13 protein-coding genes are annotated in these 14,710 nt (G+C 43.2%); 1 reads left to right on the top strand and 12 read right to left on the bottom strand.

Features of this window, described 5'->3' with window-relative positions; genetic code table 11:
- Positions 1-39: 39 nt before the first annotated feature.
- Complete coding sequence (locus tag E0H89_RS07530) at positions 40-339, top strand: hypothetical protein (RefSeq protein ID WP_131216035.1); 300 nt, start codon at positions 40-42, stop codon at positions 337-339.
- A 286-nt stretch (positions 340-625) separates the two neighbouring features.
- Here E0H89_RS07530 and E0H89_RS07525 read toward each other — a convergent pair whose 3' ends face one another.
- The 12 genes from E0H89_RS07525 to E0H89_RS07470 all read right to left on the bottom strand — a co-directional run bounded on the left by E0H89_RS07525 (position 626) and on the right by E0H89_RS07470 (position 14,703).
- On the bottom strand, positions 626-1,027 hold the full coding sequence (locus tag E0H89_RS07525) for a Na+/H+ antiporter subunit G (RefSeq protein ID WP_131216034.1): 402 nt from the start codon (positions 1,025-1,027) through the stop codon (positions 626-628).
- Positions 1,028-1,038: 11 nt separating this feature from the next.
- Positions 1,039-1,314: a monovalent cation/H+ antiporter subunit F gene (locus tag E0H89_RS07520; RefSeq protein ID WP_131216033.1), complete on the bottom strand. Its 276-nt coding sequence runs from the start codon at positions 1,312-1,314 to the stop codon at positions 1,039-1,041.
- On the bottom strand, positions 1,311-1,832 hold the full coding sequence (locus tag E0H89_RS07515) for a Na+/H+ antiporter subunit E (RefSeq protein WP_131216032.1): 522 nt from the start codon (positions 1,830-1,832) through the stop codon (positions 1,311-1,313). Before E0H89_RS07515 ends, E0H89_RS07520 begins: the two co-directional genes overlap by 4 nt.
- A 2-nt stretch (positions 1,833-1,834) precedes the next feature.
- The gene (locus E0H89_RS07510; protein ID WP_131216030.1) at positions 1,835-3,643 is read right to left on the bottom strand and encodes a monovalent cation/H+ antiporter subunit D; all 1,809 of its coding nucleotides are present in this window, start codon (positions 3,641-3,643) and stop codon (positions 1,835-1,837) included.
- The gene (locus E0H89_RS07505) at positions 3,643-4,008 is read right to left on the bottom strand and encodes a Na+/H+ antiporter subunit C (protein WP_131216028.1); all 366 of its coding nucleotides are present in this window, start codon (positions 4,006-4,008) and stop codon (positions 3,643-3,645) included. Before E0H89_RS07505 ends, E0H89_RS07510 begins: the two co-directional genes overlap by 1 nt.
- Position 4,009: 1 nt before the next feature.
- Complete coding sequence (locus E0H89_RS07500; RefSeq protein ID WP_131216026.1) at positions 4,010-6,850, bottom strand: monovalent cation/H+ antiporter subunit A; 2,841 nt, start codon at positions 6,848-6,850, stop codon at positions 4,010-4,012.
- Positions 6,851-7,204: 354 nt separating this feature from the next.
- Complete coding sequence (locus E0H89_RS07495) at positions 7,205-8,572, bottom strand: AAA family ATPase (RefSeq protein WP_131216024.1); 1,368 nt, start codon at positions 8,570-8,572, stop codon at positions 7,205-7,207.
- Positions 8,573-8,602: 30 nt separating this feature from the next.
- Entirely contained in the window at positions 8,603-10,108 is a 1,506-nt protein-coding gene (locus E0H89_RS07490) for a UvrD-helicase domain-containing protein (protein ID WP_131216111.1), read from the bottom strand.
- Between the two features lie 10 nt (positions 10,109-10,118).
- Positions 10,119-10,910, bottom strand: coding sequence for a bifunctional phosphoribosyl-AMP cyclohydrolase/phosphoribosyl-ATP diphosphatase HisIE (gene hisIE, locus E0H89_RS07485; RefSeq protein ID WP_131216022.1), 792 nt, complete (start codon positions 10,908-10,910; stop codon positions 10,119-10,121).
- Positions 10,911-11,161: 251 nt separating this feature from the next.
- Positions 11,162-12,241 (bottom strand): patatin-like phospholipase family protein, encoded by a 1,080-nt coding sequence (locus E0H89_RS07480; RefSeq protein WP_131216020.1) that lies wholly within the window; start codon positions 12,239-12,241, stop codon positions 11,162-11,164.
- Between the two features lie 167 nt (positions 12,242-12,408).
- Positions 12,409-14,028: an ABC1 kinase family protein gene (locus E0H89_RS07475; RefSeq protein ID WP_131216018.1), complete on the bottom strand. Its 1,620-nt coding sequence runs from the start codon at positions 14,026-14,028 to the stop codon at positions 12,409-12,411.
- A 6-nt stretch (positions 14,029-14,034) separates the two neighbouring features.
- Positions 14,035-14,703 (bottom strand): ubiquinone biosynthesis accessory factor UbiJ, encoded by a 669-nt coding sequence (locus E0H89_RS07470; RefSeq protein ID WP_131216016.1) that lies wholly within the window; start codon positions 14,701-14,703, stop codon positions 14,035-14,037.
- Positions 14,704-14,710 lie beyond the last annotated feature (7 nt).

Raw genomic sequence — 14,710 nt, 5'->3', positions numbered from 1 at the left:
AGATTTGACGGGCTGAAATTTCATTGTGAAAGCTATAATATGATGAATAAGCTGTTTTTTATCTTTTCTGTACTTATCATTTCAAGTTGCTCAAGTGTACCGTCTATTCAATTGGCTTCAAAAAGTAGGTCTTCATTTGAAAATACGGTTTTTGGCGGCGGGAATGTGATATGGGATCAGTCGACAAAGAGGAGTGAAGATTCATATCGTGTTTTCCGGAAAGCAGCAACAGGTTTTGTATCATTACAAACTGTGCAAGAAAATGCCCAACACGCATCAATTACTTTTTGCGCATCTAAAGATAAAGCAATGCATGCAGCCTTACTGAAACTGTTGTAAAGCCTCCATATATATTGGGGGATTTTCCACGGGTAGAACGACTATTTGAGTGAATTGAGAAAGCTGAGAATGGAAATAATAATCTCGCTGTAGCTAAATATGAGGAACTTACAGCCTTAAAAAATTATTAGATGAGGGTGTGCTCACTAAACAGGAATTTGAAAAAGAAAAGGTTAAAGTTTTGGCTGAAAATTAATTAAATTGACTCAGTCTACTGTAACTTCAACTGAGTCAAAACTTAAAGTAAAAATTTTTTTCATTCAAGCTCGGCAAAATGAACCTGATTTCAGGCCAGATCATCATGTGAGCTATTTTTGTCTTCAGTCGGAGCACGACGACGGCTGCGTTGCCAAGGTAAAGGGCGCTCAATCGCTTCAGGCACTTCACCACCGGTTGAGCGTAAGCGCAAATGTAAAGCGGCTTGCGCCATCAAATTTGCAGATACGGGCGCGGTAATGAACGCCAATAGAGTCAATAACAGTTCCGCAAAACCAAACCGACCCTGAAATGCTGCAAAAATCATGGCTGCAATTAAAAAACTGCCTAAACCTAAGGTGCTGGATTTTGTCGGAGCATGTAGACGCATAAATAAGTCGGGTAGGCGAACCATACCAATACCGCCAACGAGCATGAAGAATGAGCCAATCAATAAAAAAATCGAAACCAGAATTTCCATCGCAAGTTGCATCTCTGTTTCTCCTAATCGACCACATGGCCAGTAGTAAAGTAGCGTGCAAGGGCTGCGGTAGAAACGAATCCAAGCATGGCTACTAATAACGCCCCTTCAAATAAGGCAGTACTGGTCCAGTAAATACCTAAAATCACAATTAAACAGGTGGCATTGAGGAATAAGGTATCTAGCGCCAGAAGGCGGTCCACAATGGATGGACCCATAACTAAACGGACCAGGCAAAGAAACATCGAGATAGTGATAGCCACCATGCATATGCCGAGTGCATAAGGCAAAATGCTCATGAATCTTCTCCTACTTCTACAGCAAAAATAGCCATGAGTGCCTTTTCATAACGATTTTTAATTTCTAGAATATCTATTTCGGTATTATCAGTACTTAAGGCATGCACTAAAATATCACCGCGATCATCATCAATTCCTGCAGTCACGGTACCCGGAGTAGTGGTAATAATCAGCGCCAGTAAGACATTGACTTGTTCATGCTGCGTTTCTAAAGGTACGCGAAACCATTTGGGATGCAGTTTATGGGTTGGTCCCAAAACCAATTTAGCCACTTGAATATTACAAACAATAATGTCCCACAGCACCACAAAAAATAATTTTACAGCCAGTCGCCAGTTGATATTTGGCGTACGGGTAATAAATGGATTAACCATTCGCGGAATCAGAATCCCGAGCAACAAAGCCATAAGAAGTGTTGCTGCATCTAGGTTATGCGTCAGCATAACCCAGCTTAAAGCCACAATCACCGATACAAATGGATGCGGTAACCAATTTTCCCGGAAAGATGTTTTTTGCATGGTTAAGGCTCCCTCGGTTTGAGCTTGGCATCATCTGGATGGACAGGTTCCTGCGTTTGCTGTTGATTGATTTGGCGTTGTTTATACTCGGATATATGCTCACCTTGTAGCGTTTTTTCAGAAATGATATAGGGAATCAAATGCGCATTAGGATCAACCGTTTCACCGCCATATTTGGTTTCAGGCAGGTTTTCAGGATCATAAGGTTGAATGCTAATGACCTGATTAAGATTGTCTTTATGCAGGATAATACCTTCATAGAGGACGTTATTTTGCATTTGTTCAGCCGTGTTAAACATATATTGCTGAATAGGGCCGGCACAGATCATATAGATGACTAAACCCGAAAGCAGTAAATAGATGGTTTTATCATTTCGTGCAGGTGATTGTTCAGGCAAAGCTTGATAGGCTTTAAACTCTTCTTTATTTGGATTGTCTTCAGGCACGGTTGCACGCCAAAACAGCACAAAGCCAATTCGGGTAAATGCAATAATACTGAGTAAACTCACCATCAGCACCACAATAATAATCACCAGTTGATAAGGTGAATGTGAGGTGGCTTGCAAGATAAAAACTTTGCCTAAAAAACCGCTGAATGGCGGTAAACCGGCCATCATCAATGCAATTAAAAAGAACACCAATGACACCACTTTATGTTGTTTCATTTGCGGTGCAATATTGAAATGGTCTTTAAATACGCCACGTTGTGAAGTAATCCAGCCCGAGAGCAAATAAAATGCAGCCCCGATCAGGGTGCTATGCACTAAATAATAAAGTGCCGCAGCCCATGCCAAAGTATTAAACAATGAAATCGCGATTAAGATGGTTCCGATCGAAGACAGAATCATAAAACCAACGAAGCGACGTAAGCGTTCTGCACCAATCGCCCCGATTACCCCATAAATAGAGGTGATAAGACCAATCGGCAGTAACCAGCTCGCTAAAATGCTGTGGCTTAAATCATCGTCAAAAACGGTACCATTAATTCTGAGAATCGCATAAATGCCGACTTTAGTCATGATGGTAAAAATTGCTGCAACAGGCGTTGTTGCCACGGCATAGGTTTTCGGTAACCAGAAACCTACCGGCAACATGGCGGCCTTAATCCCAAATACGACAAATAACAGTAAGCCGCCTGCGACTGCGAGTTTGTGTTGGTCAGGTTCTAAGAGTGGAATCAGACGCGCGACATCTGCCATGTTTAAACTGCCCACACTGCCATAGATCATGCCTAAACCAATTAAAAACAGGGCAGAGGCCAGTAAGTTAATGGTGACGTAATGAATTCCGAGTTGAAAACGTGCCTTGCCTTGTCCATGTACCAGCAGCACATAAGATGCCATCAACAAGATTTCAAAAAATACAAATAGGTTAAATAAGTCGCCTGTCAGGAATGCACCACATAAGCCCATGAGCAAGAAATGGAACATGACATGAAAATAGCGTCCTCGTGTATCCCATTCATGACTGGCATACCATAAAATAGGAGCCGCTAGGGCATAGGTAAGAACCAGCATCAGGGCAGACAGCTGATCTAGCACCAAGACAATCCCGAATGGGGCAGACCATTCACCTAAACTATAGATACTGATTTGCCCATTACTGGCCAAGTTTAAATACAGAATAGCCGTGGTTAGGCCCAAAATGGATGAGATGTAACTAATCCCGCGACGCCAGGGTTGACGCCAGTCCTCTGATAATGCACCTGCGCCTGGATTCCCCAAAAGTACCAAGATAAATGCGGTAAAAGCTGGAATTAAAATGCTAAAAATAGGGGTATGTTCAGTCCAAAACTGGATGACAGCATTCATTAAGGCTCATCCTCACGCGGGTCAATTGGCACAATATCCTCTTTAGAGTCAACGTGATCTGTTCCGGTTTCATAACGACTGCGTAAAGCCAGCTGTATAATAAAGGCGGTAGTTGCAAAGCCAATGACAATCGCTGTTAAAACTAAAGCTTGTGGTAACGGATCGGTTGCCTTGGTGGTTTCAGTCAGAACCGCTGGAGCATTGACCTGAATCCGCCCCATGGCAAACAGGAATAAATTGACCGCATAACCAATCATGGCAAGGCCCAGAACCACAGGAAAGGTACGGGCACGCAAAATAAGATAAATTCCCGTTGCTGTCAGTAATCCAATAGCAGAGGCGAGTAAAAATTCTAGACTGATCATTTTATTCTCCCTTCAATACTGGGCCAGCCATGCTGGAATGACGAGAGTCACCTAAGACTGAAATCATCAGCATAGTTGCACCAACAACCGTGACATACACCCCGACATCAAATAAGGCAGCAGAAGCCAGATGAATTTCACCTAAAACTGGTGGTGAGATATAGATGTGTGCGCTGGTGAGGAAGGGACGTCCCCAGAACCAGGCACCCATTCCGGTCAGTCCGGCAATAGTTAAGCCGGAACCAATCCAGATTTCATATAAGCGTCCGGACTTGGCTTTCAGCATTTGTTCGGCCTGATCTTGACCCAGTGCAATATATTGAATCAAAAGGGCAAGTGAGGTAATTAAACCGGCAATAAATCCACCCCCCGGCAAGTTATGACCGCGCAGGAAGATGTAAAGACTGACCACTAGGGCCAATGGTAAAACCCAGGATGCAGTGATACGGAACATTAATGGAGAGGGGTTAAAACGGTAAGTTAGGCCTTGGGTGATAGTGGTGCCGTGGGTACGCATGCCATCCATTAAACACAAGGCACCAATGGCAGCAATACCGAGTACGGTAATCTCACCAAAGGTATCGAAACCACGGAAGTCGACCAAAATCACATTCACCACATTGGTTCCACCGCCCAGTGGAATCGATTGCTGCATGAAGAACCACGAAATCGAGTTGTGATCACGGGTCAAAATCAGCCATGCAATCCAGCCGATACCGAGACCGCCACCAATGGCAATGATTGCATCACGCCAGCGACGTGAGACACTGGATTCATACGGGGTAAGCTGTGGCAATAAGGATAAGCTCATTAGCAAGAGTACGGTGGTAACCACATCAACTGTAATCTGGGTTAAGGCCAGATCGGGTGCAGACAAGGTCACAAAAACCATGGTCACCACTAAACCGACAGCACCGCTGATCAGGACTGCTTTAATCCGTTCATGATGGAACCACAACATCATCCAGCAGGCAGAGAACAAGATCAGCCAAAGCACAATCGCAATTGCAGGTGCATGAGTTAATTCACGTGTACCTGTGGTGAGTCCCTGATTAAGCAGTGGCATGGCCAGTAATGCAGCACTAAATAATACAATCCACGTTAAATAGCTTTGCAGTGAACCATTTTCAGTTTTACGTTTAAACTTACGTGAATTGACTAACAGATGCTTTAAGAATAAATCAAACAGGATTCTGCCTTGGAATTTACCCAGTAAAGGATCAAGGTCAATCTCACGGATTTTACCGTTTTTGGCAAAAGCGAAATAGAAAATTACCCCACCCAATAGCGCAATAATACTCATCACTAAAGGGGCATTGAAGCCATGCCAAATTGCCAGATGGGTGCCTGCAAAGTCAGGTAATTGAGTGCTGGCACGCGTGGTTGAATTGACAATCTTTTCAACCAAAAGGGCAGGGGCCAAACCGACTAAAATACATAAAACAGCCAGGACAAGCGCTGGTGCACGCATGCCGAAAGGCGGCTCATGTGCATTTTGATTGGGGACTTGTGGTCCAAGCGGACCATCAAAAAAGACCCCATGCACCAAACGTACTGAATAAGCGACCGCGAAGATCCCTGCCAGTGTGGCCATAATTGCCGAGAAAATCATCACTGGCCCAGAGAGATTGTTCAGTAGTTCAGTAAAGAACATTTCCTTTGACAAGAAACCGTTGGTCAGCGGCACGCCAGCCATAGAGGCAGCAGTAATCATGGTCAGGGTTGCAGTAAAGGGTAATAATTGCCAGATCCCATTTAACTTGCGTAAATCACGAGTTCCGGTTTCATGGTCAATAATCCCGGCAATCATGAACAAGGCTGCTTTAAAAGTCGCATGATTAATGATGTGAAAAATGGCTGCGGCAATCGCGAGCGGCGATCCAATTCCCAAGAGGCAGACAATCAAACCTAAATGACTAATGGTAGAATAGGCGAGTAAGCCTTTTAAATCTTCTTTAAAAATGGCAAAAAAAGCCGCCATACACAGGGTAAATAATCCCACGAAAGTTACAATATTATGATAAAGCGCTGCACCGACAAAAATGGGGGTAAAACGTGCCAGCAGGAAAATTCCGGCTTTGACCATGGTAGCCGAATGTAAATATGCCGATACAGGTGTTGGCGCCGCCATGGCATTGGGGAGCCAAAAATGAAAGGGAAACTGGGCACTTTTGGTAAATGCACCGATTAAAATCAGCAATAGAGTAGGAACAAACAAGGAATGGCTTTGAATTTTCTCTGTCATCATTAAAATTTGGTCTATCTGGTAAGTTCCAGTAATTTGACCGAGTAGAATAAAGCCACCGAGCATCGACAGACCACCCAGCCCGGTGATCGTCAACGCCATACGCGAACCACGTTGCGCAGCCTCGTAATTGCTCCAGTAACCGACCAAAAGGAACGATGAAATACTGGTCAGTTCCCAAAAAATCAGCATTAAAATTAAATTATTCGACAGCGAGATGCCTAGCATGGCTGCCATAAAGAACATCAGTAACAGGTAAAGTTTGCTGAGAGAGTTTCTTGGACTTAAATAATAATAGGCATAAATATAAATCAGGGTACCGATACCGCTAATCAGCAGAGAAAATAACAGGCCTAAAGCATCCAGACGAAAGCTTAAATCGATGCCTAACTGGGGTAACCATGACCAGCTTTGGGTGATGGTTCCGCCATTAAAAACATATTTTGCTTGAGTCAATAACAAGATGAGACTGCTTAGACTGACACCAATTGCCGCTAAAGCGGTTAGCCCGCGTGAAAAATTTTTCAGCCACGAGACAAGGGTTGTGCCTAGTACTAACGGTAACAATATAATAATCGGTAGCACACTGATATCCATTGTCGTGATTAGGTTTGTAAAACCTAAGGGTGAATCTTATCTTTCAAGGACTACAGGACCACAAGGAGCGATCCAAAACTTCTCAATCTTGAAAGCCAAATTGAATTCAAAAAACTGAAAAACAAGCTGTGTTGCGCAACTTGTAAAAAGTGACAGTAAAATCGGATTTTACTATAAAACTTTAAAGATACTTGATTTTATTACATGAGTAAAACAACATCAATTCTTTTTGCGCCCAGCTGACTTTATTATACGCCCGCTCAAGCCTTTCTGAGTGTCGTGTGTTTAGAGAGATTAAAATTTAAAAATAACGCTTTAAAATATCGACTCTTTTAATGCATCCAATATTTTGTTTCAGGGTAGGGAATGGGGTGAAGAGGTATTATTTTGCTGACTCATTAAATGAAGCAATTCAGCTTGTTGTTCTATACTTAAATGTTGTTGAATCTGCTGCAACATAGTTTGTGGGGTGATGCTTTCTAATTCGGGTTCAAGCCATGCCTCTGTTTCAATCACTTCTTCATTAAAAACCAGATTTTCATAAATATGATCAAACTTATCTTTTAAGGGTTGTAACTGCATATCAAAAATCTGTTTATTTTCAAGTTTTAAACATTGATAATCTGCAGCATGTTCCAGTAATTCGCTACGGTTGCCGGTAGCAATAATTTGTAGCCGCGGAAAAGCCTGATGCAAGCGCTGTAAAATGACTTGCGTAGAATTTTGGTCAAGCTGATGATCAATCTCATCAATCAGTAAAATTCCATCCCCTTCAAGACATGGATATAGACTGTTCGGATTGAGCAAGCATAAACGGCGTACGATATCGCCCACCAGAGCAATCCAGTTTTTAACGCTATTGGAAAGTTGTTGATAAAGCATGGTTTTGCCTTGATAACTCACCATCAACTTTAATTTGGGCTGGTACTGGATATAAATATCTTCTAAAGCAGGAATTATTGTGCTTAATGCCTGTTTTAAAGCATCCAGACTGGGTGCATTCATTTGTTTTTGAGCATTGACCAATTGTTGCAAAAAATCTGTATCTTTATTTTTCTGGATAGATGGATTGGACAGCAATTGTTGAAAAAGTTGTGCAATTTGGGCATTTTCAATATCACTAATTTCACGTAACCATTCAAAAAAACGGCTAAAGGTCGTATAAGAAATAGTTGAAATTTCATAAGCATATGAGGTCTGGAAAACGGCCGGATTATTCTTGCTCTGAAGATTCATTTCATTGACAAAACGTTCTGCAGGATAATAGGCAATGAGCGGCAATCCTTGCAACTGATCGTGTTTGATCGCATTTTGATAAAGTTCGACCAAGTTTTCCAATTGCTGGGTTTCGGCTTTGCTGGTGCCAATGCCATGACTATTTAGAGTTTTGTACAGCTGCCAATCGAAATTAGAAAGCGCTTTGGCTTGTGGTTCACTGGCTTGGGTTAAGATACCAATATCATTGGGAATTCTAACCCGAATATCAATTTTGGATTGCAAGCGTGTAAGCATAATGTCCTGATCAAGCATCACTAGACCTGCAGTACGAAAGTCTTTGTAGCGTGCGGCAAACCAGGTCAGCGCCTGATAAGTGAGTTTTAAAATCGCAGTTTTGCCTGAGCTTTGATCGCCAAGAATCAGGGTGATAGGTTTGTCGTTAAATTTCAGCTTGAGATCAGCAAAATGCAGTGCGTGTTTAAGTTGAACAGATTCGATTTTCATAAAACACCTGTATTGCAAAATAAGCTGGAATTATTCTCCCACAGCTTTACGCAGCGATAATGGCATTTGCTTTTTAAGTTGTTGTACCAGATCGTAAATGTGGTGAATATTTAAACTTACTTTAGCACGTGTACAGGCAACGTAAAGTAATCTTAACTCTTCGTCACTAATTTTATGGTCTTTTTCATTGACCTTAAATTGATAGTCATCTTCAATATGTACCCGGTCCCACTCTAAACCTTTGGCTTTGTGTGCTGTCGAGATAATGTAGTCTGCCTGTCCAATCGGGGTAATTTTCGCCAGCGCTCTTTTAAGTGGATCAGTACCGTGATCATCGACCAGTTTCACTAAAGGTTTAATGTCACTGCCGTCATTGGTTTCACAGTATTCATGTACGTCATGCCAGGAATTGAACCAGGCCAGTTCAGGTACATCAACGACACGGCGGCCTTGTTTGAGCATGCTGGCCGCATCGACAAAGCGATTCAGTTTGACATGGTCGGCTTGCAAACTGACCTTGTCGCCATGCAACAAACCGGCAAGCAGTAATTCCATTGCACGGGCATTGGTGCGGCATAAAATCGCATCACGTTGTTTGATATGCGGTTTATTGACTATTTTAGAGTGGAGATGTGGATTACCAAGTAAAGGTACGGTTTCATTTAAAGCACCCAAAATTGCATTGGCATTCAAGGCAATTTCTTCCCCGAAACGAAATGAGGTGGTTAACCGGGATTCAGGTAAGGGCAGCTGTTTCATGGCATTGACTGCACCACGCCAAGCATAAATCTGTTGATGCGCGTCCCCCACATAAATCACCTGGGTATTTCTTTGACGCAGCAAAATTCCCAGCATCAATGGATCAGCATCCTGCGCTTCATCAAACAGTACATAATCTGCCGGAATATTCGGTTCAGACAATGCCCAGAGTTTCAGATAAATATCATGACCAATACCGGCCTGATGATTCGGATCAATCGACTCTAACCAGCGCCGTTCAATGGCAGGATAAAGATGCTTTTGTAGTTCTGTAATATCGTCGGGATGCAACCAGCTCGGTGCCTGCAGATGACGGGGGGCAGGATATTGCGAACTGGTCGAACAGAAATAACTCACCGCATTGGCAACCAGACTGGCCAGACGACTTGGCATCATTACGTACTTTTCATAACGTCCACCCATCATCCGGCGCAGGGTAATCGGTTGCAGGCGATATTCCTTGGCAATGAAACTCGGACTTAAACGCGGTAAACGCAATTTGTCAGTTACGCCACGCGGCGCGCTACGAAAAGCCAGTGAGTGAAAGGTGCGACAGTCGACATTACGATGAAATTTACTTTGTGCTTCTGATGCAATCGCTTTATTAAACGCCAGATACATGCCACGCCGCTCGGGCATGGCATCACTGATCATTTGTAAAGTAGTGGTTTTACCTGTGCCTGCATAAGCAATCACTTTAAAGGATTTGCCTAAACGCCCATTGTCTATAGCAATGGCTTGCTCATAGGTCGGGCTTGGTTTTTGCGAATTAGACACAGTCATGGGCTTAATGTTGACGGTTGGCTTTTTCAACCAGGCCGGATAAGCCTTGGCGACGTGCCAGTTCATTTAAAACCAATTGTGGTTCAAGATCAAAATAGCCAAGCATGACAATGGTGTGGAACCATAAATCCGCCACTTCATAAATCAGGTCGTTTTTATTGTCTTCATGCGCTTCAGCTTTAAAGTCTTTCGCTGCGATGACAGTTTCAATGCTTTCTTCACCGACTTTTTCTAAAATCTTGTTTAAGCCCTTGTGATACAGCTTGGCTACATAAGATGAATCTGGATCGGCTGCTTTGCGCTCTGTCATCATCTGACCCAAATAATCCAGTACTTCGACCTGTTCAGACTGGGCCGTTGAGGCATTCATGACCAGCGTATGGGGATTATGTGATTGGGCAGATTTTTCAGCGTAAATTTGGCTTGGATCTTTCAATTGTGCATCGACAATTTCCCAACCATTTGGTGTCAATTTACGGTAGAAACATGATTCACGGCCGGTATGGCAGGCAATGCCGCCGTGTTGTTCAATTTGTAACACAATCACATCGGCATCACAGTCCAGACGGATTTCATGCACGGTTTGAAAATGACCGGATTCTTCACCTTTATGCCACAATTTTTGACGTGAACGGGAGAAGTAAACCGCCTGTTTTTTTTCTGCAGTTAAGGTTAAAGCGTCACGGTTCATCCATGCAACCATGAGCACACGGCCAGTTTGATGGTGCTGTGCAATGGCAGGAATCAGACCTTGTTCGTTAAATTTTACTTCATCGAGCCATTGCACGTTGTTCATGAGAATTTCACCAAAAATATGTTCAAAATTAAAAAGAGCGAATGAAAATCGCCATCGCATAGTGTACGTGATTAGCACTGCTTTGAGAAAAAAATATACGCCGTATGCGCATAATTGCGCTTGATCTCTTTACAATATAAAAGCTTAAAAATATTGTGCTCTATTTTTATAGCATCAAAAGAATTGAAAAGACTGCAGATTTGAAACCAAAAGTGTAGCTCAGGCTATACGGACGGCAGCCTAAAACGGCTTTATAAATTTTGTATAAATTGCGGGAAATTTTGTTTTTCCACCATTTCGAGAAATTCATCGCCCAGACGCTGGCTTTCTGCCACGCATTGGTTCCACATTTGGATGCGCTGTTTCTGATCTAAACCTTTTAAGGTGAAATCCTTACGATCTGGCAAGCGACCCAAAGGTAAGGATTGCAAATATTCTTGTGAAGGGGAAATCAGTAAAGTTCGTGCCTGATTTTCAGGGTTGGCTTGACGTTTTTTTAACATTTTATCGAACCAGCCGGGTGTAATGCGGTCACTAAAGTGCGGATAAAGCACAATCCCTTGACTCTCAAAAGGCAGGTCGATGTGATAGTCAATTAACCCGCCATCGCGGTAACTGCCTTTGGGTGCATCGGGAATATCACGAATCGCTGCCATAACACCGGGAATAGAAGCAGAAGCCATGAGCCAAGGTGTAACATTATCGCTATTTAAAGTCTGATAATGGGTGACAAAATCATCATCTACTTTAAATTGTGTACCAATTTCAGGTTGGCTGATCACGCGCTGCATAAACAGACGATTGTGTTTACGACCGAGTGCATTACTGCCAATAATGCCTGCTACAGATGCCAGTAATGGCAGCGAATGATCACTCTGAAAAATATGCTGGGCTTTAATTGAAATCACAGCGAGATGATAGTCAGGATGATTCACCAGTTGTTGTTCTTTGCCTTGAATCAGATCAATCAACATGCCTCTGCAAATATTGCCCACATCGTGACGTGACATTTTTTTATGGAAATACAGGTTGGTATAAAGTTCTGAAAGACGTTCAGTGCCTTCTTTAGCACCCCAAGCAAGAATACTGGCAAAACGCCAGCTACCAATCGATGAACCAACCAAAGTTCTACGCTGCGGTGCTTGCGCCAAGAAATCGCCAAAAATGGCTTGGTCTAAACCCTGAATGCCAATACCTTTTGGACCACCTGCTGCTCCGGGAATAGTATCCACCAAGCGTGCTTGTAAACCTTCTTTTACAATCAGTTCACGAGCAAGGTATCCGGCACGTAAGTTTAATGCAGGCGGACGTTTCTGCAGGATTTGCGTCATGATCTATCATTGAATATACAAGTGTGCTGTTATTTTAAGCTGTTATATATAGGCAACAATGGCGAGAGTCATCAGTTGTTGACTGCTCAGTCATTATATAGAAAAACAGCGGGATGATTTAAATCATCCCGCTGTTTAAACATATCGGTAGAGGAAAGTATGTTTGATTATTTCACTACACGCCAAACAGCAAGTAAGCTGGAAAATACAATCAGCAGAATCGAAACATACCACGGCGCAATAATCGCAATCGATAATAAGATCGCCATCAAACTACCGAAAATCCAGCTGCGTTTTTGTTGATTTTCCATTTGCAAACGCATGCTTTGCAATTCATTTAACTGTTTTGAATGCCAAGCAGACTGATTTTTTAGACCATTCAAACTGTCGATCATCAAGCTAGGTAAATCCTGTGCACCAAGTAAAAGATCAGGAATTTTTTGTCCCAATTCCTTCAGGTTTTTCTGCGGATTCATTTGCGCTTTAATCCAGTCGGTGAGGATTGGTTTCGCCAGTTTCCAGATATCCAGTTCAGGATAAAGGTCTGTTCCCAAGCCTTCGACATGCACTAATGTTTTCAGCAACAGCATTAACTGCGGTGGAATTTCCAGGTGGAAACGACGGGCAATATCCATCACTTGAATCAGGATGCCGGCAAAGTCCAGCTCATGCATAGGCTTCGATACCATGGGTCCCACAGTACGACGCATTTCACGTGCTAAAGCATCTTGGTCTGTACCTGGTGGAATCCAACCGGCTTGATGCACCACCAGAATTAGTTGCATAAAGTCGCTGTTCATCACTGCCAGTAACATGCGTGCCACGGTCATTTGATCGTGTTTGGACAGTTCACCCATAATCGCGCAATCCAGCGCAATAAAGCGTGGATTACTCGGGTTAATGGTTTCAACAAACACATTACCCGGGTGCATGTCGGCATGAAAGAAGTTGTCACGGAATACTTGGGTAAAGAAAATGGTTAAACCTTTCTCTGCCAAGTCCGCGCGATTCATGCCCATACGGTCAAAAGTGGCAATATCGGAAATGGGAACACCAGTGATGCGTTCAGCCACCATCACGTCTTTGCTGTCCATATATACTTCAGGTACATACATCATGCTTGAGCCGGTAAAATAATGGCGCATACGACGAGTGTTGTCGGCTTCTAAAGTCAAATCCAGTTCATTCAGAATGATTTGACGATAGTCCTGAATAATTTCCGATAAATGCAGTGCACGTGCTGCTTCCAAGCGTTTTTCTAAGGCAGCACCGAGCCAATCCAGAATTTCAAAATCTTGCAAAATTTGAGTGCGAATATTGGGGCGGGTGACTTTTACCACCACTTCACGGCCATCATGTAGCGCTGCGGTATGCACTTGAGCAATGGACGCGGCTGCAAGCGGTTGCTCATCAAAACGGGCAAACAGGGTATTTACATCGGCTTTTAGCGATTCTTGGATACGCATTTTGGCAACGTTGTTGTCAAACGGTTTGACTTTGTCTTGTAAAAGCACCAATTGTTGTAAAACTTCGGGTGGAATCAAATCGCGGCGGGTCGAGAGCAATTGCCCGAGTTTAATCGCTAGCGGCCCCATATCCTCTAAAGCTTCTTTCAGCTTGAGTGGATTTTTACGTTCACGGCTAGACCAGGCAGCAGGGTGCATGCGAATCAAGCTGAGAACATGACGGGCTTTTTCAGGTAATTCTTCTGCAGGAAACAACGTGTCGAGTCTATAGTGCGCGGCGATGCGCCAAAGTTCGAGTAAACGTGAAACGTGCGGAATCATAAATGTTTATACCTGGTTTTGAGTTGAATCAATCTGTGCCTGAAGCTGCTGAATTTTGGCTTCGGCACGATCTAAATTTTGATTGAAAATTCGGGTGTCTTGATTTAAGTCATCTATTTGCCAGCGTGGGGCAAACAAACCTGTATCTTCTTTTAATGCATCTCCGGCAAAGAACGCATAGCTTGAAAGCGTACGTTTTAAATGTTTCGGTGCCAGCTGGATTTTACCCAGTTCATGCGCAAGGGCAGGACCAATCCACGGACTTAAATGCGAGGCTAAATCTGGTTCGGCCTGTTGCATGATACGTTGAATATCCTGCAACAGGTGATAGTCACCTTGTAGCGGAATATTGCCGACCTCATCCGCCAGTAACAGCTTCAACAGCTCGACCACATTTTTAACCTGTAAAGTCGCCGTTGCTTCAGAAAGCTGGTCATTTTTATCGAATGGACGCTGTTCAAAGATGGAGGGTGTCTCGCTTTGACCTGTGACTGTTGGTTCTAAACGAACTTTGTCTTGGTCAAAGAATACATCGACAGAAAGCTGTGGTGAATCAATCACCACACGCAACATTTTGCCTTGTAATTCATTCAGTTGAATACGGGTAATCGCATCCAGATCAATCACATGATGAATTAATCGTTCAACTGCACCGAGTGCCAGAATCGACCACATAGCATGA

The organism is Acinetobacter sp. ANC 3781 (assembly GCF_004331285.1).
Taxonomy (GTDB): domain Bacteria; phylum Pseudomonadota; class Gammaproteobacteria; order Pseudomonadales; family Moraxellaceae; genus Acinetobacter.
This window is presented reverse-complemented; position numbering and strand designations above follow the sequence as displayed.

Excerpts from the sequence above, each read along its gene's own strand:
- E0H89_RS07530 (WP_131216035.1), top strand. The coding sequence starts at position 40 with ATGATGAATAAGCTGTTTTTTATCTTTTCTGTACTTATCATTTCAAGT.
- E0H89_RS07525 (WP_131216034.1), bottom strand. The coding sequence starts at position 1,027 with ATGCAACTTGCGATGGAAATTCTGGTTTCGATTTTTTTATTGATTGGC.
- E0H89_RS07520 (WP_131216033.1), bottom strand. The coding sequence starts at position 1,314 with ATGAGCATTTTGCCTTATGCACTCGGCATATGCATGGTGGCTATCACT.
- E0H89_RS07515 (WP_131216032.1), bottom strand. The coding sequence starts at position 1,832 with ATGCAAAAAACATCTTTCCGGGAAAATTGGTTACCGCATCCATTTGTA.
- E0H89_RS07510 (WP_131216030.1), bottom strand. The coding sequence starts at position 3,643 with ATGAATGCTGTCATCCAGTTTTGGACTGAACATACCCCTATTTTTAGC.
- E0H89_RS07505 (WP_131216028.1), bottom strand. The coding sequence starts at position 4,008 with ATGATCAGTCTAGAATTTTTACTCGCCTCTGCTATTGGATTACTGACA.
- E0H89_RS07500 (WP_131216026.1), bottom strand. The coding sequence starts at position 6,850 with ATGGATATCAGTGTGCTACCGATTATTATATTGTTACCGTTAGTACTA.
- E0H89_RS07495 (WP_131216024.1), bottom strand. The coding sequence starts at position 8,572 with ATGAAAATCGAATCTGTTCAACTTAAACACGCACTGCATTTTGCTGAT.
- hisIE (WP_131216022.1), bottom strand. The coding sequence starts at position 10,910 with ATGAACAACGTGCAATGGCTCGATGAAGTAAAATTTAACGAACAAGGT.
- E0H89_RS07480 (WP_131216020.1), bottom strand. The coding sequence starts at position 12,241 with ATGACGCAAATCCTGCAGAAACGTCCGCCTGCATTAAACTTACGTGCC.
- E0H89_RS07475 (WP_131216018.1), bottom strand. The coding sequence starts at position 14,028 with ATGATTCCGCACGTTTCACGTTTACTCGAACTTTGGCGCATCGCCGCG.
- E0H89_RS07470 (WP_131216016.1), bottom strand. The coding sequence starts at position 14,703 with ATGTGGTCGATTCTGGCACTCGGTGCAGTTGAACGATTAATTCATCAT.